This window comes from Modestobacter caceresii (assembly GCF_000761485.1).
Classification (GTDB): domain Bacteria; phylum Actinomycetota; class Actinomycetes; order Mycobacteriales; family Geodermatophilaceae; genus Modestobacter; species Modestobacter caceresii.
Window position 1 is genome coordinate 84,779 of the sequence record NZ_JPMX01000058.1, and the last position, 26,236, is coordinate 111,014.

Here is a 26,236-nt window from a genome sequence, read left to right on the forward strand (position 1 = left end):
CCCCGGAGGGGCCGATGAGCGGTGCGCCCGGTGGCGGTCGGCTCCACTAAGGTGCGGGCATGCCGATCGCGACACCCGAGGTCTACGCCGACATGCTCGCCCGGGCGAAGGAGGGCGGGTTCGCCTATCCGGCGATCAACTGCACCTCGTCCGAGACGATCAACGCCGCGCTGCGCGGCTTCGCCGACGCCGGCAGTGACGGGATCATCCAATTCTCCACCGGGGGTGCGGAGTTCGGCTCGGGCACCCGGGTGAAGGACATGGTGACCGGTGCGGTCGCGCTGGCCGAGTTCGCCCACGTGGTCGCCGACAAGTACCCCGTCCAGGTGGCGCTGCACACCGACCACTGCCCCAAGGACAAGCTGGACAGCTACGTCCGGCCGCTGATCGCCCTCTCCCAGGAGCGGGTGGACGCCGGCAAGGAGCCGCTGTTCCAGTCGCACATGTGGGACGGCTCGGCCGTCGAGCTCACCGAGAACCTGGAGATCGCCCAGGAGCTCATCGAGAAGTGCGCGGCGGCCAAGATCGTGCTCGAGGTGGAGATCGGCGTCGTGGGCGGCGAGGAGGACGGCGTCGCCCACGAGATCAACGAGAAGCTCTACACCGCCGACGGCGACTTCGTGCGCACCGCCGAGGCGCTCGGGCTCGGTGAGAAGGGCGTCTACCTGCTGGCGGCGACCTTCGGCAACGTGCACGGGGTCTACAAGCCGGGCAACGTGAAGCTCCGCCCCGACGTGCTCGAGCGCGGCCAGGCCGTCGTCGCCGAGCAGTTCGGCCTCGGGGACGGCGCCAAGCCGTTCAACCTGGTCTTCCACGGCGGTTCCGGCTCCGCGCTCGAGGAGATCCGCGAGGCGCTCTCCTACGGCGTGGTGAAGATGAACGTCGACACCGACACCCAGTACGCGCTGACCCGGGCGATCGCCGGGCACATGTTCAGCAACTACGACGGCGTCCTCAAGGTCGACGGCGAGGTCGGCGTGAAGAAGACCTACGACCCGCGCACCTACATGAAGCTCGCCGAGGCGAGCATGGCCGACCGGATCGTGGAGGCCTGCGAGCACCTGCTGTCCGCCGGCCGGTCGCAGGCGGCCTGAGCCATGACCCACGCACACCACAACCTGCTCGGCGAGCCGCCGGCCACCCTGCTGCCGGGCATCCCGGAGGCCGACGACGCGCTGGCTGCCGGCGCCGACCCGGCCGAGGTCGCGGCGGGGCACCCCACCTCCAGCGCAGCCTGGGCCGCGCTCGCCGAGACCGCGCTGGAGGCCGGCCGCACCATCGAGGCCTACGCCTACGCCCGCACCGGGTACCACCGCGGGCTGGACGCGCTGCGCCGCAACGGCTGGAAGGGCTACGGCCCGGTGCCGTGGTCGCACGAGCCCAACCGCGGTTTCCTGCGCTGTGTCACCGTGCTGGCCACGGCGGCCGGGCGGATCGGCGAGGTCGACGAGCAGGAGCGCTGCACCCAGCTGCTGCGCGACTGCGACCCGACGCTCGCCCCCTGACCCAGGGGACTCCAGCAGGTAACGGATCTTGTCCGTCCCGATGACGGGACGCGGCAGTTCCGTTACCGTCTGCCCTCCGGTCGGCGCCACGGGGCGTCACCTCGGGAAGAGAGGCTGATCATGGTCACCCTGCTCTGGATCCTCGCCGTCGTCCTGGTCGTCGCGGGGATCGTCGCGGTCGTCCGCAAGCAGATCGTGTGGGGGGTCGTGTTGATCGTCCTCGGGCTGCTGGTCGGCCCGGGGGGCGTCAGCATCTTCAACTGAGCTGCCCCTGGTGGGGCCGAGAGAGCCTCTCGGCCCCACCAGGAGGCGTCAGGGCACCAGGATGGCGCGGCCGCGCACCCGGCCGGCGTCGAGGTCGTCGATCGCCGACTGGAAGTCCTCCAGCGCGTACTTCGCGGTGTGCAGCGTGACCTTCTGCTGCGCCGCCAACGCCATCAGGTCGACCAGGTCGTTGTACGAACCGACCAGGTTGCCCAGCACGTTGATCTCCGCGGAGACCAGGTCGATCGTCGGGACGTCGACGTTCTCCCCGTACCCGACCACCAGGTAGTCCCCGGCCCGCCGGGTCATCGCCAGGCCCTCCTTGGTGGAGCCGCCCTCGCCGACGAAGTCGATCACCACCTCGGCGCCGTGCCCACCGGTGAGCTCGCGCACCTGCTCGACCTGGCTGCCGGCGGCGACGATCCCCCGGTCGGCACCGATCGACTCGGCCAGCTTCACCGCGTCGGGGTTGCGGTCGACCACGATCAGCTCGGCCGGGGAGAGCGCCTTGAGCACCTGGATGCCGATGTGCCCGAGCCCGCCGGCGCCGATCATCACGCACCGGAACCCCGGCCGCAGCCGGCGGGCCGCCTTGGCCACCGCGTGGTAGGCGGTGAGCCCGGCGTCGGCCAGGGCCGCGACGTCCGCGGGCTCCAGCGAGTCGTCGATCCGCACCACGCTGCGGGCCGTGGTCCTCAGGTACTCGGCGTACCCGCCGTCGCTGTCGATGCCGGGGAACTGGGAGTTCTCGCAGTGCACGTCGTCCCCGGACCGGCAGGCGCGGCACAGCCCGCAGGTGACCAGCGGGTGCAGGATCACCTTGTCGCCCTCGGCCACGTGGGTGACCGCGCTGCCCACGGCCGCCACCCAGCCGGCGTTCTCGTGCCCGATCGTGTACGGCAGCGCGACCTGGGACTTCTCCGCCCACTGCCCTTCCAGGATGTGCAGGTCGGTGCGGCAGACCCCGGCGCCGCCGATCTTCACGACGACGTCGTGCGGGCCGGTGACCTCCGGCTGCGGGACGTCGTCCAGCCGGAGCGGCTCGTGGTAACCGGTGACGCGGACGGCTCTCATGACAGGACCTCCAGGGGGAGCGCGGGGCGGGTCGGACCGGGCAGCGGGACGTCGTCGACGCTGGGCCGGGGCGTCTGGTCGGTCTCGGCGCCGGGGTAGCGGGTGGCGAGCAGACCGCGGCAGAAGTGCGCGTTGCCGTCGACGGAGATCCGCACCGACCGGGCCCGGCGCAGGAACAGGGCGGCCTCGCCGACCGACGGGCGGGTGCCGTCGGCGGCGACGAGCACGGCGGCGTCCGGGTCGATCGGCAGGCCGAGCGCGGCCCGCCGGCGCAGCAGCGCACCGGTGGTCGGCTCGTCGGCCGGCAGGTCGCCGAGGGTGGTGCGCTGCAGGTCGGCCTCGGTGAGCGACCGGTCGGCACGGAGCAGGGCGGTGAGCGCACGCTCCATCGCCGCGGTGTGCCCCTTGCGGACGAAGACCGCCCGCAGCTCGTCCAGCGACTCCTCCGCCTCGTGCCCGAAGGTGCCCCGGTACCCGGCCCCGGCGGCGAGGCCGCGGTTGATCAGGTCGGAGTCGTGGTGGTCGTCGAGCTCCACCACCACCCGCTCGACCCCGGGGACGGCGGAGACCGCGTCGTGGGCGTCGGAGCACATCAGCCAGGCGAAGTTCGGTGCGCAGAACGACGTGGGCAGCCGCAGGTGCACCGCCACCTCCGGCCCCTGGACGGCCACCGACCGGACGAAGCCGAGGTCGGTGATCGGCTCGTCGAGCTCCGGGTCGACGACGGTGCCCAGCGCAGCACGGACCTGCGCCTCCGTCACCTCCGTCAGCAGGGTCGCCGTCATCAGGACATCGCCAGGTCGGCGGCGTCCGGCTGGCGGGGTCCGGTGGCCGGCTCGTCGGCGTCGGGCAGTCGCAGCCGCTCGGGCACCGGGATGTCGTAGAGCTTCGCGGCGTTGAGCCCGAGCACCTTCTTCTTCACCTCGGTGGTCAGCGGTGCGTACTCGGCCAGGTCCTCGGGGATCTGGAAGTCCACGAACCGCTCGACCAGCCACGTCGGCGTCCAGAGCGCGTAGTCGCTGGAGAAGAGGATCCGGTCCTCCCCGAGCCAGTAGACGAGCTCGCCGATGATCTGGGCGAAGTACCGCGGTCGGGTGTGGATGAACGGCAGCGCCACCGCCAGGCCGGCGTGCACGTTGGGCTCCTGGGTGGCGATCCAGCAGAAGTCCTCCAGCCGGGGCAGGCCGCAGTGCTCGACGATGAACTGCAGGTCGGTGAAGTCGGTCGCCACGTGGTCGACGTCGGCGACGTCGAAGGCGTCCCGGTCCAGCGGGCGGATCGTCGGGCCCTTGTGGACGTGGATGTTGGTGATCCCGAGCTCCCGGCAGAGCTCGAGGTACCGGTAGGCCATCGGGTCGGTGAGCTTCCAGCCGCGGGACTCCCCGTGCCAGTCGGCGGTGTAGAGCTTCACGCCCTTGAGCCCGAAACGCTCGGCGTCCGCCCGCAGCTGGTCCAGCCCGTTCTCCCCGTCCCGGGGGTCCCACCAGTGGTTGTAGGTGAGCTGGTCGGGGTGCTGCTGGGTGAGCGCGAACGCCTCCTCGGTCTGCCCGAACCCCCGGTGGTAGAACTCGCCGAGCCGGGCCGGCTGGAAGATGGCGTGGTCGACCATGCCGCCGGCGAAGACGTCGCGCATCAGCCGCTCGCCGCCCTGGTAGAGGTACTCCTCGTACGGCCAGACCTCGGACTCCGGGCTGAGGTTGCGGTGGTAGTCGTAGAAGCAGTCGATGAACTGCTTGCCGTGCACGTTCCGCTGGTTCTCCGGCCGCGCGTCCCAGAGCGCGATGTGCGCGTCGACCACGAAGTAGTCGACGCCGTCCTTGCTGTACATGGGGTCCTCCTCGACTCCTCCCGCCCGCGTCGTTGCGGGCCGGAGCACCTCGGGATCGACGGTAGGTGTGGTGTGGACCACAATGAGGGGGTCTGCTGTCTCACTTTGAGACACCTCGGGCCCGGGTCCCCCGCCGGCCGCAGCCGCGCCCGAGCCCCGTCGACCGGCCGACACCTGCAGGTCCGCCCGCCAGCGTCCCGAGGAGGGTCGCCGTGTCACCTCCACCTCCGGACCGGCTGCGGCCGGCCGGTGCCGTCGGGCTCGACCGGCCGAGCAGCCCGGCCCGGGTGCGTGCCTCCTGGCAGCGCAGCGAGCGCTACGGGGTCACCCCGGAGGAGGTGGTGCCGGTCTACGTCGACGGGGTGCCGACCGACTCGCTGTTCTACGAGTGCGGTGCGGAGGTGGTCCGGGGGCTGCACGGCACGCTGGCCGGCGAGCCGGTCGGCTTCATGCTCACCGATCCGCAGGGCCTCGTGCTGGCCCGCTGGTGCGACGACGAGACGATCAACCGTTCCCTGGACCGGGTGCACCTGGCGCCCGGCTTCTACTTCGGCGAGCAGACCGCCGGCACCAACGGTCTGGGCCTGGCCCTCGCCGACCGGGTGCCGACCCTGGTCCGCGGACCGGAGCACTACGTCGCACCGTTGCGCCGCTACACCTGTGCCGCGGTGCCGGTGCTGGACCCGCGCACCGGTGGGCTGGTGGGCAGCATCAACCTCACCACCTGGTCCGACGCCTCCTCGGAGCTGTTGCTGGCGCTGGCCCAGGCCGCCGCGGGGAACACCGCGGCGCTGATGCAGGTGCGGGCCGGTGGCCAGCTGCTCCGCGCGGCGCCGCGCGGTGAGGTGTTCCACGTGCTGACCGGCCGGCTGGTCGACGGCGTCGCCGACGACCCGTGCGTGTCCCCGGCCTGGCAGACGGCCGTGGGGGCGGTGCGCGACGCGGTCACCGGCGGCCGGCTGGTCGCCGTGGTCGGCGAGCCGGGTGCCGGGCGGACGACGGCGACCTCGCTGGCCCGCCGCGCCACCGGCCTGCGGGAACGGGTGCTGGTCGCCCGGCCACCCGAGCCGGCCGAGGTCGGCGAGTGGCTCACCCTGTGGACGCCGGAGCTGCACGCGCCGGACACCTGCGTCGTGGTCGCCGAGGTCGACACCTTGCCGGTCTGGGCGGCCGAGCAGCTGGCCGCGGAGGTCGCCGCCGTGCCGACGACCACGGGCGCGCCGGGCCCCCTGGTGCTCACCGGCTCCTCCTTCACCGCCCTCCCCGGCCCGCTGGCCGCACTGGTGGAGGCGGTCGTCGAGGTGCCCGCCCTGCGCGACCGGCCCGCCGACGTCGAGCCGCTGGCCCGGGCCTTCGCCCGGCAGCTCCGGCACCGCGACGTCGAGTTCACCGCGCGTGCGCTGCGGGCGCTGGCCGCGCACGGCTGGCCGGGCAACGTGCGGGAGCTGCGGGCGGCGGTGCGCGCGGCCGCCGCCCGGACCGACCTCGTCGACGTCGCGCACCTGCCGCCCGGGGTGCTGTCCGACGGCAGCCGGACGCTCGGGCGGCTGGAGCAGCTGGAGCGGGACGAGATCGTGCGCTGCCTGAGCCGCCCCGGGACGACGGTGGTGCACGCCGCCACCGAACTGGGCCTGTCCCGGGCCACCCTCTACCGGAAGATCGCCCAGTACCGGATCACCGTGTAGCCCGCGGCCGCCCGCTCAGCGGTCGCGCTGGGCAGCCCGCAGCGAGTCGCCCAGCCGGGACAGCTCGTCCCCGCCGGCGACCAGCCGGGTCAGGTCGTGCACGTCGACGTCCTCCCGGGTCAGGTCACCGGCCACCCGCCCACCGCCGAGCAGCAGGAAGCGGTCGCCGACCAGGTGCGCGTGCTGCGGGCTGTGGGTCACGAACAGCACGGCGAGCCCCGCCTCACGGGCGGCCACCACCGACTGCAGCACCAGTGCCCGCTGGGCCACCGTCATCGGTGCCGTGGGCTCGTCGATGACCAGTGCCCGGGCACCGAAGTGCAGGGCGCGGGCGATCGCCAGGCTCTGTCGCTCCCCGGCCTTCAGCGCGCTGGCGGCCTGACCGGGGTCGAGCCCTGGGACGCCCACCCGGGCCATCGCCCGGGTGGTGATCTCCTCGGCCCGCCCGACGTCCAGCCGCCGGAACGGCCACAGCCCGCGGGTCGGTTCGGCGCCGAGGAAGAAGTTGCGCCAGACCGACATCAGCGGCGCGATCGCCAGGTCCTGCCAGACCGTGGCGATCCCGCAGGCGCGAGCCTGCTGCGGCGACCGGAAGCGCTCGGGCCGGCCGTCGACCAGCAGCTCGCCCTCGGCCGGCTGCTGCAAGCCGGAGAGGACGGCGACCATCGTCGACTTGCCCGAGCCGTTCTCCCCGAGCACGCAGACCACCTCGCCGGCCCGCAGGGCCAGCGACACCCCGGACAAGGCCGGCACGCTGCCGAAGCGGACCGTCACCCCGCGCAGCTCCAGGACCGGCGCCGGGGAGCCGTGCGCGGACAGGTGGGCGGCCGTGCTCATGAGCGGGGCACCGAGCGGAGCCGGCGGCGGACCACGCCGTTGACCAGCAGGGCCACCAGCAGCAGCATCCCGAGGAAGGCCTGGAACCAGCGCGGGTCCCAGTCGGCCAGCGAGAGGCCCTCCCGGGCCACGGCGTACAGTAGCGCCCCCAGTGCGGCGCCCACGGTGGAGCCGTACCCGCCGGTGAGCAGGCAGCCGCCGATCACCGCGACCACGATGAACTCGATCTCGTCGCCCAGGGCCGGGTCGACCTGCACGCCGCCGAGCCGGACCAGGGTCAGGGTGCCGATCAGCCAGCCGGCCGCGGCGGTGCCCAGGAACAGCAGGACCGTCGTGCGCGCGACCGGGACGCCCAGCTCCCGGGCCGCCCGGCTCGCGCCGCCGCTGGCGAAGACGGCGTTGCCGAAGCGGGTGCGCCACAGCAGCCAGGTGGTCAGGACGGTGGCCAGCAGCCACCAGAGCAGCGAGATGCGGAACCGTCCGTCACCGAGCTGCGCGGTGGCCCCGAACACCGCCAGCGCCGACTCCCAGCCCGGTGCGTCCGCCAGCCCGGTGATCCGCGAGGACCCCGCGATCGCGGCGGCCCCGGCGAGCGAGGCGCCCTGCAGCACGAGGAACGTCGCCAGCGTCACCAGGAAGCTGGGCAGCCCGGTGGTCACCACGAGCAGCCCGTTGGCCGCCCCGACCAGCAGGGCGGCGAGCAGCGACACCAACAGGGCCGGCCAGATGCCGAGGCCGAGCTGGGTCACCAGCAGCGCGGTGACCAGGCTGCTGCCCACCGCGACGACCCCGATGGACAGGTCGAACTGGCCGGCGACCAGGAGCAGCGCGACCGCGACGCCGCCGATGCCCAGCGGGGCGGCGATGTCGAGCACGGTGGCCAGGCCACCGGAGCTGATCAGCCCCGGTGCCTGCAGCCCGAAGAAGACGGCGAGCACCAGCACCCCGAACAGCGCGCCGATGCCCGGGCGGGCGAGCAGCCGGTCCAGCACCCGGCGCCCGGCCGAGCGTGGGGCGACGGGCGCCACGGGGCCGAAGCCGGCCGGGCGCTCGGTGCTCACCGGGGACTCGGCCGAGAAGGGGTGCAGGGGTGGCACGGCGACGCGGGACCTCCTCGAGCGGGGCGGAGTCCCCAGTGTCCACGATCGCCGGCGGCCGGACCGTCGCCCGTCAGGGGCGCAGGCGCCAGCGCACCCGGTCGTCGGCGTACCAGGTCCACTTCGTGACCTGGCGGTCGAACGGCACGCCGTCCCGGCTGACCTGGGCCGGGTCCGACGCCATCTGCAGGGCCCGCCCGACGGCCCGGCGCACCGGGCGCAGCGGCAGCGTCACCACCGTCACGCCGATCCGGTCCACCGCCGTCCAGTCCGGTCGGACGTCGATCCGGGTGATCGAGCCGTCGGCCACCCGGGTGTCGTCGCAGTACGCCCGGGCACCGAACCGGCGGGCCAGGAGGCGGCGCGACGCGCCGTGCGCGGTCACCAGGCCGGTGTGCAGCAGCACCCCGCCGTGGTCGTCGCGGACCAGCGGAAGCTCCCGCTCGGCCCCGGCGCCGACGCCCAGGGAGCGGGCCAGCCCGGTGGACGCCGGGTCGTCCGCGGGTTCCCAGCTCACCGGCACAGCGGGCAGCCGTTCGGTCTTCCACAACCGCGTCAGGACGGCGGACAGCGCCGGCACCGGGCCCAGCACGTGCACCGCCTCGGCGCCGTCCACCACCGAGGCGACGTGCCGGCGCGACGGCGGCTGGACCGCCGCCAGGCCGCGCAGGTCGAGCTGAGTCGCGGGCATGCCGATACCCTGCCACCTGGCCAGCCGGGAACCGCCGGTGTCTTGGGCAGACGCGACGAACGAGGAGAACCCCCCGATGCCGGCAGTCGTGCTGATCGGCGCCCAGTGGGGCGACGAGGGCAAGGGCAAGGCCACCGACCTGCTGGGCGGCCGCGTCCCGTACGTCGTGCGCTACCAGGGTGGCAACAACGCCGGCCACACCGTGATCACCCCGGACGGCGAGAAGTACGCGCTGCACCTGATCCCCAGCGGGATCCTCACCCCGGGCTGCACGCCGGTCATCGGCAACGGCGTGGTCATCGACCCCGAGGTGCTCATCGGCGAGCTCGCCGGCCTGGAGGAGCGCGGGGTGGACACCTCGCGCCTGGTGATCTCCTCCGACGCGCACCTGATCATGCCGCACCACCGCGCCCTGGACCGGGTCACCGAGCGGTTCCTCGGCCAGCGGAAGATCGGCACCACCGGCCGCGGCATCGGCCCGGCCTACGGCGACAAGGTGGCCCGCACCGGCATCCGGGTGCAGGACCTGCTCGACCTGTCGATCCTGCGGCAGAAGCTCGAGGGCACGCTGCAGGAGAAGAACCAGGTCCTGGTCAAGGTCTACAACCGCAAGGCCATCGACGTCGACGAGGTGGTCGAGGAGTACGCGGCCTACGCCGAGGCGCTCAAGCACCGCATCGTCGACACCCGGCTGCTGCTGGGCAAGGCCCTCGACGCCGGTGAGTGGGTGCTGCTGGAGGGCTCGCAGGGCACCCTGCTGGACGTCGACCACGGCACCTATCCGTTCGTGACGTCGTCCAACCCGACTGCCGGCGGCGCGGCCGTCGGCGCCGGCGTCGGCCCCACCCGGATCGAGCGGGTCGTCGGCATCCTCAAGGCCTACACGACCCGCGTGGGCTCCGGCCCCTTCCCGACCGAGCTGCACGACCAGTGGGGCGAGTACCTGCGCAAGCACGGCGGCGAGGTCGGCGTGACCACCGGCCGCGACCGGCGGTGCGGCTGGTTCGACGCCGTGGTCGCCCGCTACGCCAGCCGGGTCAACGGCATCACCGACTACTTCCTCACCAAGCTCGACGTCCTCTCCGGGCTGGAGACGGTGCCGATCTGCGTCGCCTACGACGTCGACGGGGTGCGGCACGACGAGATGCCGATGACGCAGACCGACTTCCACCACGCGAAGCCGATCTACGAGGAGATGCCCGGCTGGTTCGAGGACATCACCGCCTGCCGTCGCTTCGAGGACCTGCCGGCCAACGCGCAGGCCTACGTGCGCCGGCTCGAGGAGCTCTCCGGCGCCCGGGTCAGCGTCATCGGCGTCGGCCCCGGGCGGGACGAGAACGTCGTCCTGCACGACCTGATCGACTAGATCGCGACCCTCCGGGCCGCAACGCGGCCAGGAGGGGTGCCCGGCGGACGTTGTCGCTCGGCGGTGGCGGACCTGTGTCAGGCGGGCTCGGGGACGCCGCCGGTGTCGCCGCCGGGGTCGTCGGGCGTCGACTCGATCGGCGGGGGCGGCAGCGTGTCCGGGGTGTCCGGCAGGAGCTCGCCGGCGTCGTCCGGCACCGGCTGGTCCGGGTCGAGGGGTGAGTCCGGTTCCGGGATGGCCGTCATGCCGCGAGTCAACCAGCGCATGATCGCCTCCGCCATCGACCGGGTCGGTCCCGCCCGGCCGCCGGCAGCGCTCAGACCCGGGGGCGCACCGGGGCCATGGCGGCGGCGGAGAGCTCCGCGCGGGCCCGGTGGGCGGTCTCCGGCGCGTCGGTGATCACGCTGTCGACGCCCAGGGCGAAGAGCAGCCGGGCCTCGGTCTGGGCGTCGCCCAGCCCGCGGGGGTCGCCGCCGCGGCGCAGGTGGCTGGGGAGGAACACGTTCTCCGGCCGCAGCGTCCACGGCTCGACCGTGAGCCCGGCCCGGTGCGCCTGGGTGATCAGGTCCGAGACGCCGACCAGCCCGCCGTCGGCGCCGTGCAGCAGGATCCGGCCCTTGTGCGGCGCGATCCCGTCGGCGTAGGTGGAGACCTCGCGCAGGCCCGAAGGGGTGACGAGGGCGTCCTGGCGGCCCTCCTCCTCGATCAGCTGCACCAGCCGGGGGCCGTCGCTGCCGAGGTCGGCCCGCAGCTCGCGCAGCGCCGACTGCTCGAAGGCCATGACGACGACGGAGCCGTCGGACCGGGTGGCGTCCAGCCGGCGCAGTTCCGCGGCGACCAGCTCGGTCATCGGCAGCCCCTGCGCGGCGAACCAGGCCGGGCACTTCAGTTCCGCCTGCACCCGCACCTCGCGGCCGGGTGTGGAGCGGCGCCGGACCACCTCCACGACCTCGGCCAGGGTCAGGATGCCGAACCGGCCGTCGTAGGCGGTGTTCATCGGCCGCATCCCGGGCAGCCGCTCGACCGCGCGCAGGGTGCGCAGCTCGGCGAGGGTGAAGTCCTCGCTGAACCAGCCGGTCAGCTCCTCGCCGTCCACCTCCTGGGTGCGGCGGCGGTCGGCGAACTCGGGGTGCTGGGCCACGTCGGTCGACCGGGAGAGCTCGTTCTCGTGGCGGGCCACGAGCTGGCCGTCCCGGGTCACCACGACGTCGGGCTCGATGAGGTCGGCGCCCAGGTCGATCGCCAGCTCGTAGCTGGCCACGGTGTGCTCGGGGCGGTAGCTGGGGGCACCGCGGTGCCCGATGATGCGCGGTGAGCGCTCCTGACGGGGCGAGTGAACGGCCTTCAGGCCGGTCTCCTGCATGGCTCCAGGGAAACCCAGTTCGCTGTCCGGGGTCTGAACGCGCGCCGACTTCATGAGGACAAATCGGGGGACAGCGCCCTCACCTGGAGACGAGCATGACCCCTGTGAGGGATCTCTCAGCAGGACCAGGTGTAGGACAGCACGTCACCGGCCTCCCCGACGAAGGGGAGGTGGCCCGGGTGGCGCGGGTCGACCGGGGCCGGCTCACCGTGCTCACCGCCGAGGGTGAGCGCCGGGTCAGCTGTGCCGGCGCGGTGCACGCGGGGACCGCGCCCGCGGTCGGGGACTGGGTGGCGCTGCGCGGCGAGCAGGCGGTGCAGGTGCTGCCGCGGCGAACCGCCTTCGTGCGCACGGCGGCCGGCCGCGGGTCCGGTGCGCAGGTGGTCGCGGCGAACGTCGACGTCGTCCTCGTGGTCGACGCCCTGGGGGCCGAGGCGAGGTTGCGGCGGATCGAGCGGTACCTCGCCGTCGCCTGGGCCAGCGGGGCGACGCCGGTCGTCGTCCTCACCAAGGCCGACCTGTGCGCCGACGTGCCGGCGGCGGTGGCGCAGGTCGCCGAGGACGCCGTCGGCGTCGACGTCCTGCCCGTCAGCGCGGTCACCGGCAGCGGGCTGGCCGCCGTGCGGGAGCTCGTCCCGGCCGGGTGCACCGCGGCGATGGTCGGCCCCTCCGGCGTGGGCAAGTCCAGCCTGCTCAACGCCCTGGCCGGCCAGCCGGTGGCCGCGGTCGCCGGGATCCGCGGCGACGGGCGCGGCCGGCACACCACCACGGCGCGGGAGCTGCACCCGCTCCCCGGCGGCGGGCTGCTGATCGACACCCCCGGGATGCGCGAGCTGGCGCTGGCCGACGGCGAGGGGCTGTCGGCGACCTACGCCGACGTGGCCGACTGGGCGGCCGGGTGCCGCTTCCGGGACTGCGCGCACCGCACCGAGCCCGGCTGCGCGGTGGCGGCCGCGATCGACCGCGGCGACCTGGACCCGGCGCGGTTCGTCGCCTGGCGCAAGCTGCAGGCCGAGGCCCACCGGCAGGAGCTGCGCGCCGACGCCCGGGCCCGCGCGGCCGAGTCGGCCCGGCTGCGGGCGCTGCACCGGCAGCTGCGCGCCCGGCCCGGGCGGTGACCTCCCCACGAAACGGCCGTTGTGGTGCCTCCGGCGCCGGTGGGTAGGTTCGCCCGGTGCGCGTCCTCGTGATCGGTTCCGGTGCCCGGGAGCACGCCCTGTGCGTGGCTCTGCAGTCCGACCCCGCCGTCACGGCGCTGGCCTGTGCACCAGGGAACGCCGGCACCGTCACCCTGGCCCAGGCGTTCCCGCTGGACGCCGCTGACCCGGTCGCGGTCAGCGCCCTCGCCGTCGAGTGGCAGGCCGACCTGGTCGTGGTCGGCCCGGAGGTGCCGCTGGTCGCCGGCGCCGCCGACGCGGTGCGCGACGCCGGGATCGCCTGCTTCGGTCCCTCGGCCCAAGCCGCCCAGATCGAGGGGTCCAAGGCCTTCGCCAAGCACGTGATGACCGCCGCCGGGGTCCCGACGGCGCAGTTCTGGGCCGTCGGTGGCACTCCCGAGCTGGAGACCGCGCTGGACGAGGCGGGCGCCCCCTACGTGGTCAAGGACGACGGGCTGGCGGCCGGCAAGGGCGTCCTGGTCACCACCGATCGGGCGGCGGCCGTCGCGCACGGGCGAGCCGTGCTGGACGCCGGGCACTCGGTGGTCATCGAGGAGTTCCTCGACGGCCCGGAGGTGTCGCTGTTCGCGCTGTCGGACGGGACGACGGTGGTGCCGCTGCTGCCCGCCCAGGACCACAAGCGCCGGGACGACGGCGACGGCGGGCCCAACACCGGCGGGATGGGCGCCTACGCGCCGCTGCCCTGGGCGCCGGCCGGTCTGGTCGAGCAGGTCCGCGCCACCGTCCTGCAGCCCACGATCGACGAGATGGCCCGCCGCGGGGAGCCGTTCAGCGGCCTGCTCTACGCCGGGCTGGCGCTGACCTCGCACGGCGTGCGGGTGGTGGAGTTCAACGCCCGGTTCGGCGACCCGGAGACCCAGGTCGTGCTGCCGCTGCTGGAGACCCCGCTGGCCGGGCTGCTGTACGCCGCGGCCACCGGCACGCTGGCCGAGCACCCGCCGCTGCGCTGGCGGGACGGGGCGGCGGTGACCGTCGTCGTCGCCGCCTCGGGCTACCCCGAGCGGCCGCGCCTCGGCGACCCGATCACCGGTGCCGACGGCGAGGGCGTGCTGCACGCCGGCACGGCGCTGGGCGCCGACGGTCTGGTGCACTCGGCCGGGGGGCGGGTGCTCGCGGTCACCGCGGTCGGCGACGACCTGGCCGCGGCACGGCAGACCGTCTACGAGCGGCTGGCGTCCGTCCGGCTGGCCGGTGCCCACTGGCGCACCGACATCGCCCTGGCCGCCGTCGAGGGCCGCATCACGGTGTAACCGGTGGGGTCGAGCCGCGTGACCGACGGTGGGTCCACGTCCTGACGCGCGGTCCGACCGTCGGCGGGCCGGCTCAGCCCCGTCGATGACCGGGCTCACCGAGCGGTGACCGGTCGGCGGGCGCGGCGGGTGTCGGGTTGGGGTGGCCGGGGTCCCTCGTGCCGCCGGGACAGGTAGGTGCCCGCCACGTTGCCGCAGGCGATCACCGGGACGGCGATGAGCGCACCGAAGATCCCGCCGATCAGCAGCCCGGCGGCGATGCCGAGCACCACGGCCAGCGGGTGCACGGAGACCGCGCGGCCCAGCAGTAGCGGCTGCAGCACGTGGCTCTCCAGCTGCATGATCAGCACGATGATCCCCAGGGCGATCAGCGCCCGGACCGGTCCGACGGCGACCAGGGTGACCAGCACCGAGACCGTGCCGGCGAGGAACGACCCGATGATCGGGATGAAGGCGCCGAGGAAGACCAGCGCGGCGAGCGGCACGACCAGCGGCGTCCCGAGGAAGACCAGGCCGATGCCGATGAAGACGGCGTCGAAGGCGGCCACCCCCACGGTGGCCCGCACGTAGGAGATCAGCGTGCGCCAGGACCGGCGGGCCGCCTCGTCCAGGTAGGCCTGGGAGTTCGCCGGGGTCAGCCCGACCACCCACAGCCAGATCTGCCGGCCGTCCATCAGGAAGAAGAACAGCGTGAACAGGGTCAGCAGGGCGCCGGTGAGCACCTCGCCGACGGTCGCGGCGGTGGTCAGCGCGCCGGAGGTGAGCACGTCCTGGTTGTCCGCGACGGCCTGGCTGGCGCTCTCGAGCGCGTCGGTGATCTGGCCGTCGGTGACCGGGAACGTGCGGGTGACGAAGTCCTGGACCTGGGTGAGCCCCTCGTCGACCTGGGAGACGAGGTCGGCGTAGCCGGCGACGAACTCCTCGACCACGAGGGTGACGATCCCCGCGACCACGCCCACGCCGACGACGAGCATGGTGAGCGCGGCGAGTGAGGTGGGCCAGCCCCGGTGCCGCAGGAAGGCCGCGCCCGGCTGGAGCAGCGCGGCCAGCAGCAGCGCCACGATGACCGGCACGATGGCGACGGCGACGTATCCCGCCGCGCGCAGCAGCAGGTACAGCGCCGCCACCACGGCCACCGTCCGCCACGACCAGGCCGCGGCGACCCGCAGGCCGTAGGGGACGTCCCGCTCCACGGCCCGGGGAGCGGACTCCGGGGCCAGCAGGCTGCCCCGGCTGCGGTCCCGGCCGGGCGCCGGAGGCGGGCCACCCGGTGCCGGGGGGCCGCTGACCCCGCCGGGGACGTCGACGTCCGGGGCGTCGGGGTGCGGGCTGCCGGGAGCGAGGGGAGCAGCGTCGCGGACGGGGGCGCCGGTGGCCTGGTGGCCGTCACCCGGGTGCGGCTCCTCGACGTGGTCGACGACGGCGCGGCTGCCGTCCTCCAGGACCAGCACGGTGCCGTCGGGCCAGGCGTGCGGATCGTGCTCGGCGGCGGCCCGGATGCGCTCCCGCGCCCGGTCGACCACGCGTCTGGCCCGCTGCAACATCGAGTCCTCCGAGCTGATGGGGGCCCGCTCGCAGCGGTGCGAGAGGATGGGGCCGTGGTGCGACGAGCTGACCGGTCCGAAGCGGTGCCCGCATGATCGACAGGTACACCCTGCCGGAGATGGGCCGGGTCTGGAGCGATCAGCACAAGTACGACCTGTGGTGCCGGGTCGAGACGCTGGTGCTGGAGGCGCACGCGGCCGCCGGGCGGGTGCCCGCCGACGTCGTCGAGCCGGTGCGCAACGCGCCGCCGCCCACCCCCGAACGGGTCGCGGAGATCGAGGAGACGACGCAGCACGACGTCATCGCCTTCCTCACCGCCTGGGCCGACAACACCGAGCCGCGCTCGGCCGCGGCCTACGTGCACCACGGCATGACCTCCTCGGACCTGCTGGACACCGCGCTCGCCGTCCAGCTCACCGACGCCACCGACGTGCTGCTGGCCAAGGCCGACCGGCTGGTGGTGGCGCTGCGCGACCACGGGCTGGCGCACCGGGGCACGATCAAGGTGGGCCGCACCCACGGCGTGCACGCCGAGCCGGTCGTCTGGGGTCACCGGGTCGCCGACCTGGCCTTCGCGATGGCCCGCTCCCGGGACCGGCTGCGCCGGGCCCGTTCGGCCGTCGGCGTGGTGGCCATCTCCGGCGCCGTCGGCACCTACTCCCTGATCGACCCCTCGGTCGAGGTCGCCGTGGCCGAGGCGCTGGACCTGCGCGCCGCCGACGCGTCCACCCAGGTGGTGCTGCGCGACGGCATCAGCGAGTGGGTGTCCGCGCTGGCCGTCATCGCCACGGTGTGCGAGGCGATCGCCCTGGAGGTGCGGCACGGCCAGCGCACCGAGGTGCGCGAGCTGTCCGAGGCGTTCGGCAAGGGCCAGAAGGGCTCCAGCGCCATGCCGCACAAGAAGAACCCGATCCGCTCCGAGCGGATCGCCGGGCTGGCCCGGGTCGTGCGTGCGGCGATCGTGCCGGTGATGGAGGGCATCCCGCTGTGGCACGAGCGGGACATCTCGCACTCCTCCACCGAGCGGGTGTTCCTGCCCGACGCGGCGATCACCACCGACTACCTGCTGGACCTGACCGCCGGCCTGGTGGAGAACCTCGTCGTCGACGCCGACCGGATGCGCGCCAACCTGGAGTCCACCGGCGGGCTGATCTACACCTCGTCGGTGCTGCTGGAGCTGGTCGAGGGCGGGATGAGCCGTGAGCAGTCCTACGCGCTGGTGCAGTCCGCGGCGATGCGCACCTGGTCCGACGGCACCCCGTTCCGGCAGACGCTGCGCGAGCGGGCGACCGAGGACGGCGTGACCCTCGACGAGGCCCGGCTGGACGAGATCTGCCGGCCGGAGCAGTACGTGGCGAACCTGGGCCCGCTGTTCGACCGGCTGGCCGCGCTGTCGTGAGCCTGCCCTTCGAGCTCGTCGCCCAGGGCAAGGTCCGCGAGGTCTACGCCGTCGACGACGACCGCTTGCTGCTCGTCGCCAGCGACCGGGTCTCCGCCTACGACCACGTGCTCCCCACCCCGATCCCGGACAAGGGGCGCGTGCTCACCGCGCTGTCGGTGTGGTGGTTCGAGCAGCTGGCGCCGGTGCTGGCCGAGCACGGCGCCGAGCACCACCTGCTGGCCGCCGGTGACGACCTGCTCGCCTCCGGCGTCCCGGCCGAGCTGACCGGCCGGTCGATGCTGGTCCGCCGGCTGGAGATGCTCCCGGTGGAGTGCGTGGCCCGCGGCTACCTGTCCGGGTCGGGCACGGTCGAGTACCAGCGCACGGGTGCGATCGTCGACGTCCCGCTCCCGGCCGGGTTGGTCGAGGGCTCCCGGCTGCCCGAGCCGGTGTTCACCCCCTCGACGAAGGCCGAGGTGGGCGAGCACGACGAGGCGATCGGGTTCGCCCAGGTCGTCGACGCCGTCGGCGCCGACCGGGCCGAGGTGCTGCGGTCGCTGACCCTGGCGCTCTACCGCCGCGGCGCGGAGATCGCCGAGCAGGCCGGGATCGTGCTGGCCGACACCAAGTTCGAGTTCGGCACGGCCGCGGACGGCCTCGTGCTGGCCGACGAGGTGCTGACCCCGGACTCGTCGCGCTTCTGGCCGGCGATGACCTGGTCGCCGGGCGCGCCGCAGCCGTCCTTCGACAAGCAGTACGTCCGGGACTGGCTGACCACCTCCGGCTGGGACCGGGTGTCCCCGCCGCCGGACCTCCCGGAGGACGTCGTCGCCGCCACCCGCGACCGCTACGTGAGGGCCTACGAACAGCTCACCGGCCTGCCCTGGAACTGAGCCGCCCGAGCCCCCGTCCCCACCAGAATGGCCGTTCTGGTGGGTCAGTAGATGGCGGTGATGCCGCGGGCGCGGGCGTTGCGCAGCGCGGTGAAGACGTGCGAGCGGATCAGGTCGGCGGCCGGGTCGGGCAGGTCGACGAAGCGCAGCGACCACTCGTGCAGGTTGTCCTGCCGGGGCCTGCGGCGGACCAGCGCCACCTCGGTGACGAGCTCGTCGGAGTAGAGGTCGAGCGAGAGGGTCAGTGACTGGTTCCTCGTCGGGAACGGGACGCCCACGCCCAGGTCGCCGTGCGGGCGGAAGACGGCGAGCAGCCCGCCCTCGCTGAGGTCGGCGGTGCTCCCCACCAGGGTGGCGCGGTCCCAGGAGAGGGTCACCGACAGCCCGATGGGGGCGCGGACCGCGTCGCGGCGCTGGATCTTGCTGGCCGGGCCGGTGATCCTGACCTTCCACAGGCCGTCGTCGGTGACCGCGACCGCGTCGGCCGGGACGGACCGGAGCCCGTCGTCGGCCTGCCAGGACAGCTCGAGCATGTCCCGCTCGACGAAGGGGGTGGCCTCTCCGAGGGCGTTGCGCGGTGCGCTGAGGTAGAGGTGCGACTCGCTCTCCCGGCGGACCCGGGCGGTGAGCGCCTCGTCCTCCCCGAGGGGGAGGACGCTGAGCGCGGTGGCGGCGGCCGGGTGGTCCACGTTGGGCACTCCGGCGACCATCCCGTGCTCCTCCGTCCACCACGCCGACCGCCGGGTGGCGACCGTGTCCGGGCCCATCATCGGCAGGCGGAGCCGGTTGTCCAGCACAACGGTGCAGGTCGGTGACCCGTTCGGATGAGCACCGGTCGGAGGACTCCGGACAGCGGGTGACCGGTCCTGCACGACCGGTCCGCCGACCGGTGTGGTGTCGGCGCCCATCGCCCAGCCGGTACCCTCATCGGCGTGTCCCAGGTGGTCGTCGACGTCGTCCTGAAGCCAGAGATCTCCGATCCCCAGGGGCAGGCGGTGCTCGGCGCCCTCGGGCGCCTCGGCCACACCGGCGTGCGCAGCGTCCGTCAGGGCAAGCACTTCGTCCTCGAGGTCGACGGCGAGCCCGACGAGGCGGAGCTGCGCCAGATCGCCGAGACGCTGCTGGCCAACCCCGTCATCGAGGACGTCGAGCTGCACCTCCCCGCTCGCACCACCGACTGAGAGAGACCCAGTGCGCATCGGTGTCATCACCTTCCCGGGTTCCCTGGACGACGTCGACGCAGCGCGCGCAGTGCGCCTCGCCGGCGGCGAGCCGGTGGCGCTGTGGCATGCCGACCACGACCTGAAGGACGTCGACGCCGTCGTCCTGCCCGGCGGCTTCTCCTACGGCGACTACCTGCGGGCCGGCGCCATCGCCGCCCGCTCGCCGCTGATGGCCGACGTCGTGGCCGCGGCGCGCGGCGGCCTGCCGGTGCTGGGCATCTGCAACGGCTTCCAGGTGCTCTGCGAGGCGGGGCTGCTGCCCGGTGCGCTCACCCGCAACGGCCACCTGCACTTCCGCAACCGTGACCAGGGGCTGCTGGTCGAGCGCGCCGACACCGCGTGGACGTCGTCGTTCGAGCAGGGTCAGCGGATCGTCGTCCCGGTGAAGAACGGCGAGGGCCGCTACGTGGCGGCACCGGCCGAGCTGGACCGGCTGGAGGGTGAGGGCCGGGTGGTGGTGCGCTACGTCGACGGCAACCCCAACGGCAGCTCCCGCGACATCGCCGGGGTCACCAGCGCCGACGGCCGGGTGGTCGGGCTGATGCCGCACCCGGAGCACGCGGTCGAGGAGCTCACCGGCCCGTCGGTCGACGGCCTGGGCTTCTTCACCTCGGTCCTCTCCGCCCTGGTGGTCGCCGCGTGAGCGCCACCGAGGGCCTCTCCGAGCTCGACACCGCCCCGGGCCGGACGAACCGGCTGGACACCGTCGCGCTCGCCACCGAGCAGCCCGACGACGCGCAGCCCTACGCCGAGCTGGGGCTGAAGGACGACGAGTACGCCCGGATCCGGGAGATCCTCGGGCGCCGGCCGACCACGGCCGAGCTGGCGATGTACTCGGTGATGTGGAGCGAGCACTGCTCCTACAAGTCCTCCAAGGTGCACCTGCGCCGCTTCGGTGACCTGCCGAAGAGCGACGCCCTGCTGGTCGGCATGGGCGAGAACGCCGGCGTGGTCGACGTAGGAGAGGGCTACGCGGTCACCTTCAAGGTCGAGTCGCACAACCACCCGAGCTACGTCGAGCCCTACCAGGGCGCGGCCACCGGGGTCGGCGGCATCGTCCGCGACATCCTCACCATGGGCGCCCGCCCGATCGCCGTCATGGACTCGCTGCGCTTCGGTCGCGCCGACGCCCCCGACACCGCCCGGGTGCTGCCCGGCGTGGTCGCCGGGGTCGGCGGCTACGGCAACTGCCTGGGCCTGCCCAACATCGGCGGCGAGCTGCTCTTCGACGACTGCTACGCCGGCAACCCGCTGGTCAACGCGCTCTGCGTCGGCGTGCTGCGGCACGAGGAGCTGCAGCTCGCCAAGGCCGAGGGCGTCGGCAACAAGGTGGTCCTCTTCGGGGCCCGCACCGGCGGCGACGGCATCGGCGGCGTCTCGGTGCTGGCCAGCGAGACCTTCGACGCCGAGGGCCCGGCCAAGCGCCCCGCCGTCCAGGTCGGCGACCCGTTCACCGAGAAGCTGCTGATCGAGGCCTGCCTGGAGATCTTCGCCGCCGGCCTGGTCACCGGCATCCAGGACCTCGGCGGGGCCGGCATCTCCTGCGCCACCAGCGAGCTCGCCGCGGCCGGCTCGGGTGGCATGGCGATCGACCTGGACGCCGTCCCGCTGCGGGACTCGACGCTCACCCCCGCCGAGATCCTGATGAGCGAGTCGCAGGAGCGGATGTGCGCGATCGTCGAGCCGGACAAGGTGGAGGCCTTCCTCGCGGTCTGCGCCAAGTGGGACGTGCTGGCCACCGTCATCGGTGAGGTCACCGACGGGGACCGGCTCACCATCGACTGGCACGGCGAGCGGATCATCGACGTCCCGCCGCGCACGGTCGCCCTGGAGGGGCCGCGCTACGAGCGACCGATGTCCCGCCCGGCCGACCTGGACGCGCTGCAGGCCGACACCCCGCCGTCGTCCTCGGCCGACCTGCGGGCCGACTGGCTCGCCGTCGTCTCCAGCCCGGACGGCGCGGACAAGAGCTGGGTCACCGAGCAGTACGACCGCTACGTGCGGGGCAACACCGTGCTCGCCCAGCCCGAGGACGCCGGCGTCCTGCGGATCGACGAGTCCAGCAACCTGGGCATCGCGCTCTCGCTGGACGGCAACGCCCGCTACGCCCGGCTGGACCCCTACACCGGCGCCCAGCTGAACCTGGCCGAGGCCTACCGCAACGTCGCCGTCTCCGGCGCGAAGCCGCTGGCGGTCACCAACTGCCTGAACTTCGGCTCCCCGGAGAACCCCGAGGTGATGTGGCAGTTCGCCGAGGCCGTCCGCGGCCTGGCCGACGGCTGCCGCGAGCTCGGCCTGCCGGTCACCGGCGGCAACGTGAGCCTCTACAACCAGACCGGTGACGTCGCGATCAACCCGACCCCGGTGATCGGGGTGCTGGGCGTGCACGCCGACGTCACCCGCCGGGTGCCCACCGGCTGGCGGGCCGACGGCGAGTCCGTGCTGCTGCTGGGGGAGACCCGGCCGGAGTTCGGTGGCTCGGCCTGGGCCGCGGTCGTCCACGGCCACCTGGGCGGGCTGCCGCCCCGGCTGGACCTGGCCGCCGAGCGCTCGCTGGGCGAGGTGCTCACCTCCCTGGCGGCCGACGGGCTGGTCAGCTCGGCGCACGACCTGGCCGACGGCGGGTTGGCGCAGGCGCTCACCGAGTCGGCGCTGCGGTACGGCACCGGCGCCCGGCTGAACGTGACCGGCGACCCGACGGCGGCGCTGTTCGGCGAGTCGGTGGCCCGCGTCGTGGTCACCACCGCCGACCCCGCCGCGGTGCGGGCAGTGGCCGAGGCGGCGGGCGTGCCGGTCACCGAGCTCGGGACGACGGGCGGCGACGCCCTGGTGCTGGACGGTCTGCTGGAGCTGCCGCTGGCCGAGCTGCGGGCGGCGTGGACGGCGACCCTGCCGGCGCTGTTCGGCAGCCCGGAGGTCGCGGTGGGCACCGTCCCGGCGGGCACCGTCCCGACGAGCTGACCTCGTGTCCGCTGTGCTGGTCCCGGTCCCGCGCTGATGGCCGGGGTCGCGCCGATCTCGGCCGAGGACCTGCGGGCGGCGCTCGCCCCCACGGCCGGCTGGCTGGCCGGGGAGGCCGAGCAGCCGCCCCGCGCGGTGCTGGGGGCTGCGGTGAAGACCTCGGCGCGCTGGCTGGCCCAGCACGTGCCCGGGCGCTCGGTCGAACTGCGGGTGCCGCCGTTCGTGGCGGTGCAGTGCGTGCCCGGGCCGCGGCACACCCGCGGCACCCCGCCGAACGTGGTCGAGACCGACGCCGCGACCTGGCTGCGGCTGGCGACCGGCGCGCTCTCCTGGGCCGAGGCGGTGGGGGAGGGGCGGGTCAGCGCCAGCGGCAACCGCGCCGACCTCTCCGAGCACCTCCCGCTGCGCCCGGTCCGAGCCTCCGGGCCGCATCCCTCCCCGGGTTGATCATCGGCGGACGGCAGCCCGCCACGCCGATGGGCGCCGCCGTCCGCCGATGACCGACTGTGGGTGCGGGTGGCCCCAACGACAGCGCCCCTCCTGCCGGTGGCAGGAGGGGCGCTGTGCTGCGTGGTGCGGGTGGGTCAGCCGCCGAAGAGCGCGCTGGCCGCCTTCACCGTGTTGTACAGCCCGTAGGCCAGGGGGACGCCGACCAGGGCCCAGGCGAAGGCGACGAGACCGGTCGGGGTGTGCGTGGTGGCCTGCTGGTCACCGGTGCGCTGTGAGGTGCTCATCGCGAGAGGCTCCGATCTCCGGTGGTGGACGCGGTGGTGGGGGCGTCGGTGTCCTTCGGCTCGAACCACTTCTCGGCGACCGGCTTGATCAGCAGGTTGGCGACGAAGCCGACGGCCAGCAGACCGACCATGATGAACAGCGCCGGACGGTAGTCACCGGCGGTGAGCTGACCCGGCGTGCCGCGGGCGTCGAGGACGCCGTTGATGATCAGCGGGCCGGCGATGCCGGCAGCCGCCCAGGCGGTCAGCAGCCGACCGTGGATCGCGCCGACCTGGTAGGTCCCGAAGAGGTCCCGCAGGTAGGCCGGGACCGTGGCGAAGCCACCGCCGTAGAACGAGATGATGATCGCGGCGAGGATGACGAAGACCCAGGTGGCGGTGCTGCCGACGGTGGCCAGCAGGACGTACAGCACCAGGCCGACGCCCAGGTACACCATGTAGATCGGCTTGCGGCCGATGTAGTCCGAGGTGCTGGACCACACGAACCGGCCGCCCATGTTGAACAGCGAGAGCAGCCCGACGAAGCCGGCCGCGGTCGCCGCGGCGACCGCAGAGGTCTCCCCGTTGCGGAAGAAGTCCTGGATCATCGGCGCGGCCTGCTCGAGGATGCCGATGCCGGCGGTGACGTTGCAGAACAGCACCGTCCAGAGCAGCCAGAACTGCGGGGTCTTGATGGCGTTGTTGGCGGAGACGTTCTCCGTCGTCACCAGGGACTTGGCCTTGACCGTGGACGGGTCGAAGCCGTCGGGGCGCCAGTCGGGTGCAGGGACGCGGATGATGAAGGCGCCGAACATCATGAAGGCCAGGTAGACGATGCCCAGCGTGACGAACAGCTGGGCGACGGCCGCGCCCGTGGGCGTGGTGCCGATGGTGCCGTCGTAGGTCGGGTCGTACCAGTTCATCAGCTGGCGGGACAGCGGCGAGGCGATGAGCGCGCCACCACCGAAGCCCATGATCGCCATGCCGGTGGCCAGGCCCGGCCGGTCCGGGAACCACTTGATCAGCGTGGAGACCGGGGAGATGTAGCCGATGCCCAGCCCGATGCCGCCGAGGACGCCGTAACCGAGGTAGACCAGCCACAGCTGCTCGGTGGAGATGCCGAGGGCGCCAACCAGGAAGCCGGCGGACCAGAAGCACGCGGCGGTGAACATGGCGGCACGCGGGCCGTTCCGGTCGACCCAGGTGCCGAAGACGGCGGCGGAGAGGCCGAGCATGACGATGGCGATCGAGAAGATGATGCCGATCGCGGTCAGGCTGGAGTCGAAGTGCGAGACGAGCGCGGCCTTGTAGACGCTGGTCGCGTAGGCCTGGCCGATGCACAGGTGCACGGCGAGCGCGGCTGGCGGGATGAGCCAGCGGTTGAAGCCCGGACGAGCGATGATGCGCTCCCGGGCCAGGAAGCTGGGTACTGCCACGGAACGACCTCCGAGGTACGGGAACGGCGCGCCCGGCGGACGCAACCCGGTCGCGGCCCGTTCACAGGTGTGACACAGGTCGCGGCCGAGGGCACCGTACGACGCTGTGACGATTTCGGCTGCACGGCGGACCCCAGCCGGGTGAGGCTGAGACCAATTCGTTGCACGCACAACCGTCGTTTCCACGGTGCGGGAGCGGGGAGCGGAACAGCCGTCCCGTTCCCTAGGCTGGCGACATGCCGTACGAGGTCAAGGGCGTCGTCGCCCTGAGCAAGGGTGCTCCGGTCACCATCGAGACGATCATCGTCCCCGACCCGGGGCCGGGTGAGGCGGTGGTCGACGTCCAGGCGTGCGGGGTCTGCCACACCGACCTGCACTACCGGGAGGGCGGGATCAACGACGAGTTCCCGTTCCTGCTGGGCCACGAGGCGGCCGGCCTGGTCTCCGCGGTCGGCGAGGGCGTCACCAACGTGGCCGTCGGCGACTACGTGGTGCTGAACTGGCGCGCGGTGTGCGGGGAGTGCCGGGCCTGCGCCAAGGGCAAGCCCTGGTACTGCTTCAACACCCACAACGCCGCGCAGAAGATGACGCTGGCCGACGGCACCGAGCTCTCCCCGGCGCTGGGGATCGGCGCGTTCGCCGAGAAGACGCTGGTCCACTCCGGGCAGTGCACGAAGGTCGACCCCGCGGCGAAGCCGACCGCGGCCGGGCTGCTGGGCTGCGGCGTGATGGCCGGTGTGGGTGCGGCGATCAACACCGGCGGGGTGGGCCGCGGCGACTCGGTCGCCGTCTTCGGCTGCGGTGGCGTCGGTGACGCCGCGATCGCCGGCTCCCGGCTCGCCGGCGCGGGCACGATCATCGCCGTCGACATCGACGACAAGAAGCTCGAGTGGGCCAAGGGCATGGGCGCCACGCACACGGTCAACTCCTCCGAGACCGACGCGGTGGAGGCCATCAAGGCGCTCACCGGTGGGTTCGGGGTCGACGTGGCGATCGACGCCGTCGGACACCCGGCGGTCTACGAGCAGGCGTTCAACGCCCGCGACCTGGCCGGCACCGTCGTCCTGGTCGGTGTGCCGAACCCGACGATGACGATCGAGCTGCCGCTGATCGAGGTCTTCGGCCGCGGTGGCGCGCTCAAGTCCTCCTGGTACGGCGACTGCCTGCCCAGCCGGGACTTCCCGATGCTGATCGACCTGTACCTGCAGGGCCGGTTCGACCTGGACGCGTTCGTCAGCGAGACGATCGGGATCGAGGACGTCGAGGCGGCCTTCGACAAGATGCACGCCGGTGAGGTGCTGCGCTCCGTGGTCGTGTTCGAGGGGGCCGGCCAGTGAGGGCCCGGGTCGAGCAGGCCGTCGTCAGCGGGGTCTTCAGCCTCGACGGGCAGGACTTCGACGTCGACAACAACGTCTGGCTGGTCGGGGACGACGACGAGGTGCTCGTCATCGACGCGCCGCACGACGCCGCCCCCATCGTCGAGGCGATCGGCGGCCGCCGGGTGACCGGGATCGTGCTCACCCACGGGCACAACGACCACATCACCGCGGCGGTCGCCCTGCGTGAGGCCACCGGGGCACCGATCTGGCTCAACCCCGCTGACCGGATGCTCTGGGACGTCGTCCACCCTGACACCGAGCCCGACCACGACCTGGTCGAGGGCACCCGGTTCGGCGTGGGCGACGTGCAGCTGCACGCGCTGCACACCCCCGGGCACTCTCCGGGCAGCACCTGCCTGCACGCGCCGGACCTGCGCACCGTCTTCACCGGCGACACGCTGTTCTGCGGCGGCCCCGGCGCCACCGGGCGGTCGTTCAGCGACAAGCCGACGATCCTGCGGTCGATCACCGACCGGCTGATGACGCTGCACGGTGACACGGTGGTCAGGACCGGTCACGGCGACGACACCACGATCGACGCCGAGCTGGGCAACATCTCCTAGCCGG

27 protein-coding genes are annotated in these 26,236 nt (G+C 73.6%); 15 read left to right on the top strand and 12 right to left on the bottom strand.

All coding sequences use genetic code 11. The features are described from left to right. The first annotated feature begins 59 nt into the window (after positions 1 to 59). From fbaA to IN07_RS25805, 3 genes are all read left to right on the top strand, one after another. Positions 60 to 1,094, top strand: coding sequence for a class II fructose-bisphosphate aldolase (gene fbaA, locus IN07_RS13190; RefSeq protein ID WP_036336355.1), 1,035 nt, complete (start codon positions 60 to 62; stop codon positions 1,092 to 1,094). Positions 1,095 to 1,097: 3 nt separating this feature from the next. Further along, positions 1,098 to 1,505: a DUF3151 domain-containing protein gene (locus tag IN07_RS13195; protein WP_036336356.1), complete on the top strand. Its 408-nt coding sequence runs from the start codon at positions 1,098 to 1,100 to the stop codon at positions 1,503 to 1,505. A gap of 120 nt (positions 1,506 to 1,625) precedes the next feature. Then, positions 1,626 to 1,769, top strand: a complete 144-nt coding sequence (locus tag IN07_RS25805; RefSeq protein ID WP_164700081.1) for a GPGG-motif small membrane protein — start codon at positions 1,626 to 1,628, stop codon at positions 1,767 to 1,769. Positions 1,770 to 1,817: 48 nt separating this feature from the next. On the opposite strand, the gene IN07_RS13200 is transcribed toward IN07_RS25805, so the two are convergent. From IN07_RS13200 to IN07_RS13210, 3 genes are read right to left on the bottom strand one after another with little or no spacing between them, the layout of a single operon-like run. Beyond that, positions 1,818 to 2,843 carry an NAD(P)-dependent alcohol dehydrogenase gene (locus IN07_RS13200; protein WP_036336357.1) on the bottom strand — a complete coding sequence of 342 codons (1,026 nt, stop codon included), beginning with the start codon at positions 2,841 to 2,843 and terminating at the stop codon, positions 1,818 to 1,820. Continuing rightward, positions 2,840 to 3,628 carry an iron-sulfur cluster assembly protein gene (locus tag IN07_RS13205; protein ID WP_036336358.1) on the bottom strand — a complete coding sequence of 263 codons (789 nt, stop codon included), beginning with the start codon at positions 3,626 to 3,628 and terminating at the stop codon, positions 2,840 to 2,842. Before IN07_RS13205 ends, IN07_RS13200 begins: the two co-directional genes overlap by 4 nt. Beyond that, positions 3,628 to 4,671: an amidohydrolase family protein gene (locus tag IN07_RS13210; RefSeq protein WP_036336359.1), complete on the bottom strand. Its 1,044-nt coding sequence runs from the start codon at positions 4,669 to 4,671 to the stop codon at positions 3,628 to 3,630. The genes IN07_RS13205 and IN07_RS13210 overlap by 1 nt, the downstream gene beginning before the upstream one ends. 212 nt (positions 4,672 to 4,883) lie before the next feature. On the opposite strand from IN07_RS13210, the gene IN07_RS13215 reads away from it, so the two are divergent. Next, positions 4,884 to 6,356 (top strand): AAA-type ATPase lid domain-containing protein, encoded by a 1,473-nt coding sequence (locus tag IN07_RS13215; protein WP_197058475.1) that lies wholly within the window; start codon positions 4,884 to 4,886, stop codon positions 6,354 to 6,356. 15 nt (positions 6,357 to 6,371) lie between these two features. On the opposite strand, the gene IN07_RS13220 is transcribed toward IN07_RS13215, so the two are convergent. The 3 genes from IN07_RS13220 to IN07_RS13230 form a co-directional block, all read right to left on the bottom strand. After that, complete coding sequence (locus IN07_RS13220) at positions 6,372 to 7,193, bottom strand: ATP-binding cassette domain-containing protein (RefSeq protein WP_052091232.1); 822 nt, start codon at positions 7,191 to 7,193, stop codon at positions 6,372 to 6,374. Continuing rightward, the gene (locus IN07_RS13225; RefSeq protein WP_231558302.1) at positions 7,190 to 8,290 is read right to left on the bottom strand and encodes an ABC transporter permease; all 1,101 of its coding nucleotides are present in this window, start codon (positions 8,288 to 8,290) and stop codon (positions 7,190 to 7,192) included. The genes IN07_RS13220 and IN07_RS13225 overlap by 4 nt, the downstream gene beginning before the upstream one ends. Before the next feature lie 73 nt (positions 8,291 to 8,363). After that, a complete protein-coding gene (locus IN07_RS13230) occupies positions 8,364 to 8,981 on the bottom strand; it encodes a hypothetical protein (protein WP_036336360.1) in 618 nt (205 codons plus the stop codon). A gap of 76 nt (positions 8,982 to 9,057) precedes the next feature. On the opposite strand from IN07_RS13230, the gene IN07_RS13235 reads away from it, so the two are divergent. Beyond that, positions 9,058 to 10,347 (top strand): adenylosuccinate synthase, encoded by a 1,290-nt coding sequence (locus IN07_RS13235; protein ID WP_036336361.1) that lies wholly within the window; start codon positions 9,058 to 9,060, stop codon positions 10,345 to 10,347. Positions 10,348 to 10,424: 77 nt separating this feature from the next. On the opposite strand, the gene IN07_RS25810 is transcribed toward IN07_RS13235, so the two are convergent. Together IN07_RS25810 and IN07_RS13240 are read right to left on the bottom strand one after the other, a co-directional pair. After that, on the bottom strand, positions 10,425 to 10,592 hold the full coding sequence (locus tag IN07_RS25810) for a hypothetical protein (protein WP_164700075.1): 168 nt from the start codon (positions 10,590 to 10,592) through the stop codon (positions 10,425 to 10,427). A gap of 71 nt (positions 10,593 to 10,663) precedes the next feature. Beyond that, the gene (locus tag IN07_RS13240; RefSeq protein WP_036336362.1) at positions 10,664 to 11,710 is read right to left on the bottom strand and encodes a glycerophosphodiester phosphodiesterase family protein; all 1,047 of its coding nucleotides are present in this window, start codon (positions 11,708 to 11,710) and stop codon (positions 10,664 to 10,666) included. A 179-nt stretch (positions 11,711 to 11,889) separates the two neighbouring features. On the opposite strand from IN07_RS13240, the gene rsgA reads away from it, so the two are divergent. Beyond that, entirely contained in the window at positions 11,890 to 12,828 is a 939-nt protein-coding gene (rsgA, locus tag IN07_RS13245; protein WP_231558316.1) for a ribosome small subunit-dependent GTPase A, read from the top strand. Positions 12,829 to 12,884: 56 nt separating this feature from the next. Next, on the top strand, positions 12,885 to 14,138 hold the full coding sequence (gene purD / locus IN07_RS13250) for a phosphoribosylamine--glycine ligase (RefSeq protein WP_036336364.1): 1,254 nt from the start codon (positions 12,885 to 12,887) through the stop codon (positions 14,136 to 14,138). A gap of 95 nt (positions 14,139 to 14,233) precedes the next feature. Here purD and IN07_RS13255 read toward each other — a convergent pair whose 3' ends face one another. Then, complete coding sequence (locus tag IN07_RS13255; protein WP_036336365.1) at positions 14,234 to 15,682, bottom strand: AI-2E family transporter; 1,449 nt, start codon at positions 15,680 to 15,682, stop codon at positions 14,234 to 14,236. A gap of 92 nt (positions 15,683 to 15,774) precedes the next feature. Between IN07_RS13255 and purB the strand changes: the two genes are divergently transcribed. Both purB and IN07_RS13265 read left to right on the top strand, forming a co-directional pair. Then, complete coding sequence (gene purB, locus IN07_RS13260) at positions 15,775 to 17,082, top strand: adenylosuccinate lyase (protein WP_036336366.1); 1,308 nt, start codon at positions 15,775 to 15,777, stop codon at positions 17,080 to 17,082. Beyond that, on the top strand, positions 17,079 to 17,957 hold the full coding sequence (locus IN07_RS13265) for a phosphoribosylaminoimidazolesuccinocarboxamide synthase (RefSeq protein WP_036336367.1): 879 nt from the start codon (positions 17,079 to 17,081) through the stop codon (positions 17,955 to 17,957). The genes purB and IN07_RS13265 overlap by 4 nt, the downstream gene beginning before the upstream one ends. A 44-nt stretch (positions 17,958 to 18,001) precedes the next feature. On the opposite strand, the gene IN07_RS13270 is transcribed toward IN07_RS13265, so the two are convergent. Next, positions 18,002 to 18,754, bottom strand: coding sequence for a flagellar brake protein (locus tag IN07_RS13270; RefSeq protein WP_036336368.1), 753 nt, complete (start codon positions 18,752 to 18,754; stop codon positions 18,002 to 18,004). A gap of 135 nt (positions 18,755 to 18,889) precedes the next feature. On the opposite strand from IN07_RS13270, the gene purS reads away from it, so the two are divergent. From purS to IN07_RS13290, 4 genes are read left to right on the top strand one after another with little or no spacing between them, the layout of a single operon-like run. Continuing rightward, a complete protein-coding gene (gene purS / locus IN07_RS13275) occupies positions 18,890 to 19,138 on the top strand; it encodes a phosphoribosylformylglycinamidine synthase subunit PurS (protein WP_036336369.1) in 249 nt (82 codons plus the stop codon). A gap of 10 nt (positions 19,139 to 19,148) precedes the next feature. After that, positions 19,149 to 19,823 (top strand): phosphoribosylformylglycinamidine synthase subunit PurQ, encoded by a 675-nt coding sequence (gene purQ / locus IN07_RS13280; protein ID WP_036336370.1) that lies wholly within the window; start codon positions 19,149 to 19,151, stop codon positions 19,821 to 19,823. Next, positions 19,820 to 22,141 (top strand): phosphoribosylformylglycinamidine synthase subunit PurL, encoded by a 2,322-nt coding sequence (gene purL / locus IN07_RS13285; protein WP_231558328.1) that lies wholly within the window; start codon positions 19,820 to 19,822, stop codon positions 22,139 to 22,141. The genes purQ and purL overlap by 4 nt, the downstream gene beginning before the upstream one ends. A gap of 36 nt (positions 22,142 to 22,177) precedes the next feature. After that, positions 22,178 to 22,588 carry a sterol carrier family protein gene (locus IN07_RS13290; RefSeq protein ID WP_036336371.1) on the top strand — a complete coding sequence of 137 codons (411 nt, stop codon included), beginning with the start codon at positions 22,178 to 22,180 and terminating at the stop codon, positions 22,586 to 22,588. Between the two features lie 137 nt (positions 22,589 to 22,725). On the opposite strand, the gene IN07_RS25815 is transcribed toward IN07_RS13290, so the two are convergent. Further along, a complete protein-coding gene (locus IN07_RS25815) occupies positions 22,726 to 22,875 on the bottom strand; it encodes an MFS transporter small subunit (RefSeq protein ID WP_164700067.1) in 150 nt (49 codons plus the stop codon). Further along, the gene (locus tag IN07_RS13295) at positions 22,872 to 24,290 is read right to left on the bottom strand and encodes an OFA family MFS transporter (protein WP_036336372.1); all 1,419 of its coding nucleotides are present in this window, start codon (positions 24,288 to 24,290) and stop codon (positions 22,872 to 22,874) included. The genes IN07_RS25815 and IN07_RS13295 overlap by 4 nt, the downstream gene beginning before the upstream one ends. 236 nt (positions 24,291 to 24,526) lie before the next feature. Between IN07_RS13295 and IN07_RS13300 the strand changes: the two genes are divergently transcribed. Together IN07_RS13300 and IN07_RS13305 are read left to right on the top strand one after the other, a co-directional pair. Next, positions 24,527 to 25,627 (top strand): S-(hydroxymethyl)mycothiol dehydrogenase, encoded by a 1,101-nt coding sequence (locus IN07_RS13300; protein WP_036336373.1) that lies wholly within the window; start codon positions 24,527 to 24,529, stop codon positions 25,625 to 25,627. Continuing rightward, a complete protein-coding gene (locus tag IN07_RS13305) occupies positions 25,624 to 26,232 on the top strand; it encodes an MBL fold metallo-hydrolase (protein ID WP_036336374.1) in 609 nt (202 codons plus the stop codon). The genes IN07_RS13300 and IN07_RS13305 overlap by 4 nt, the downstream gene beginning before the upstream one ends. Positions 26,233 to 26,236 lie beyond the last annotated feature (4 nt).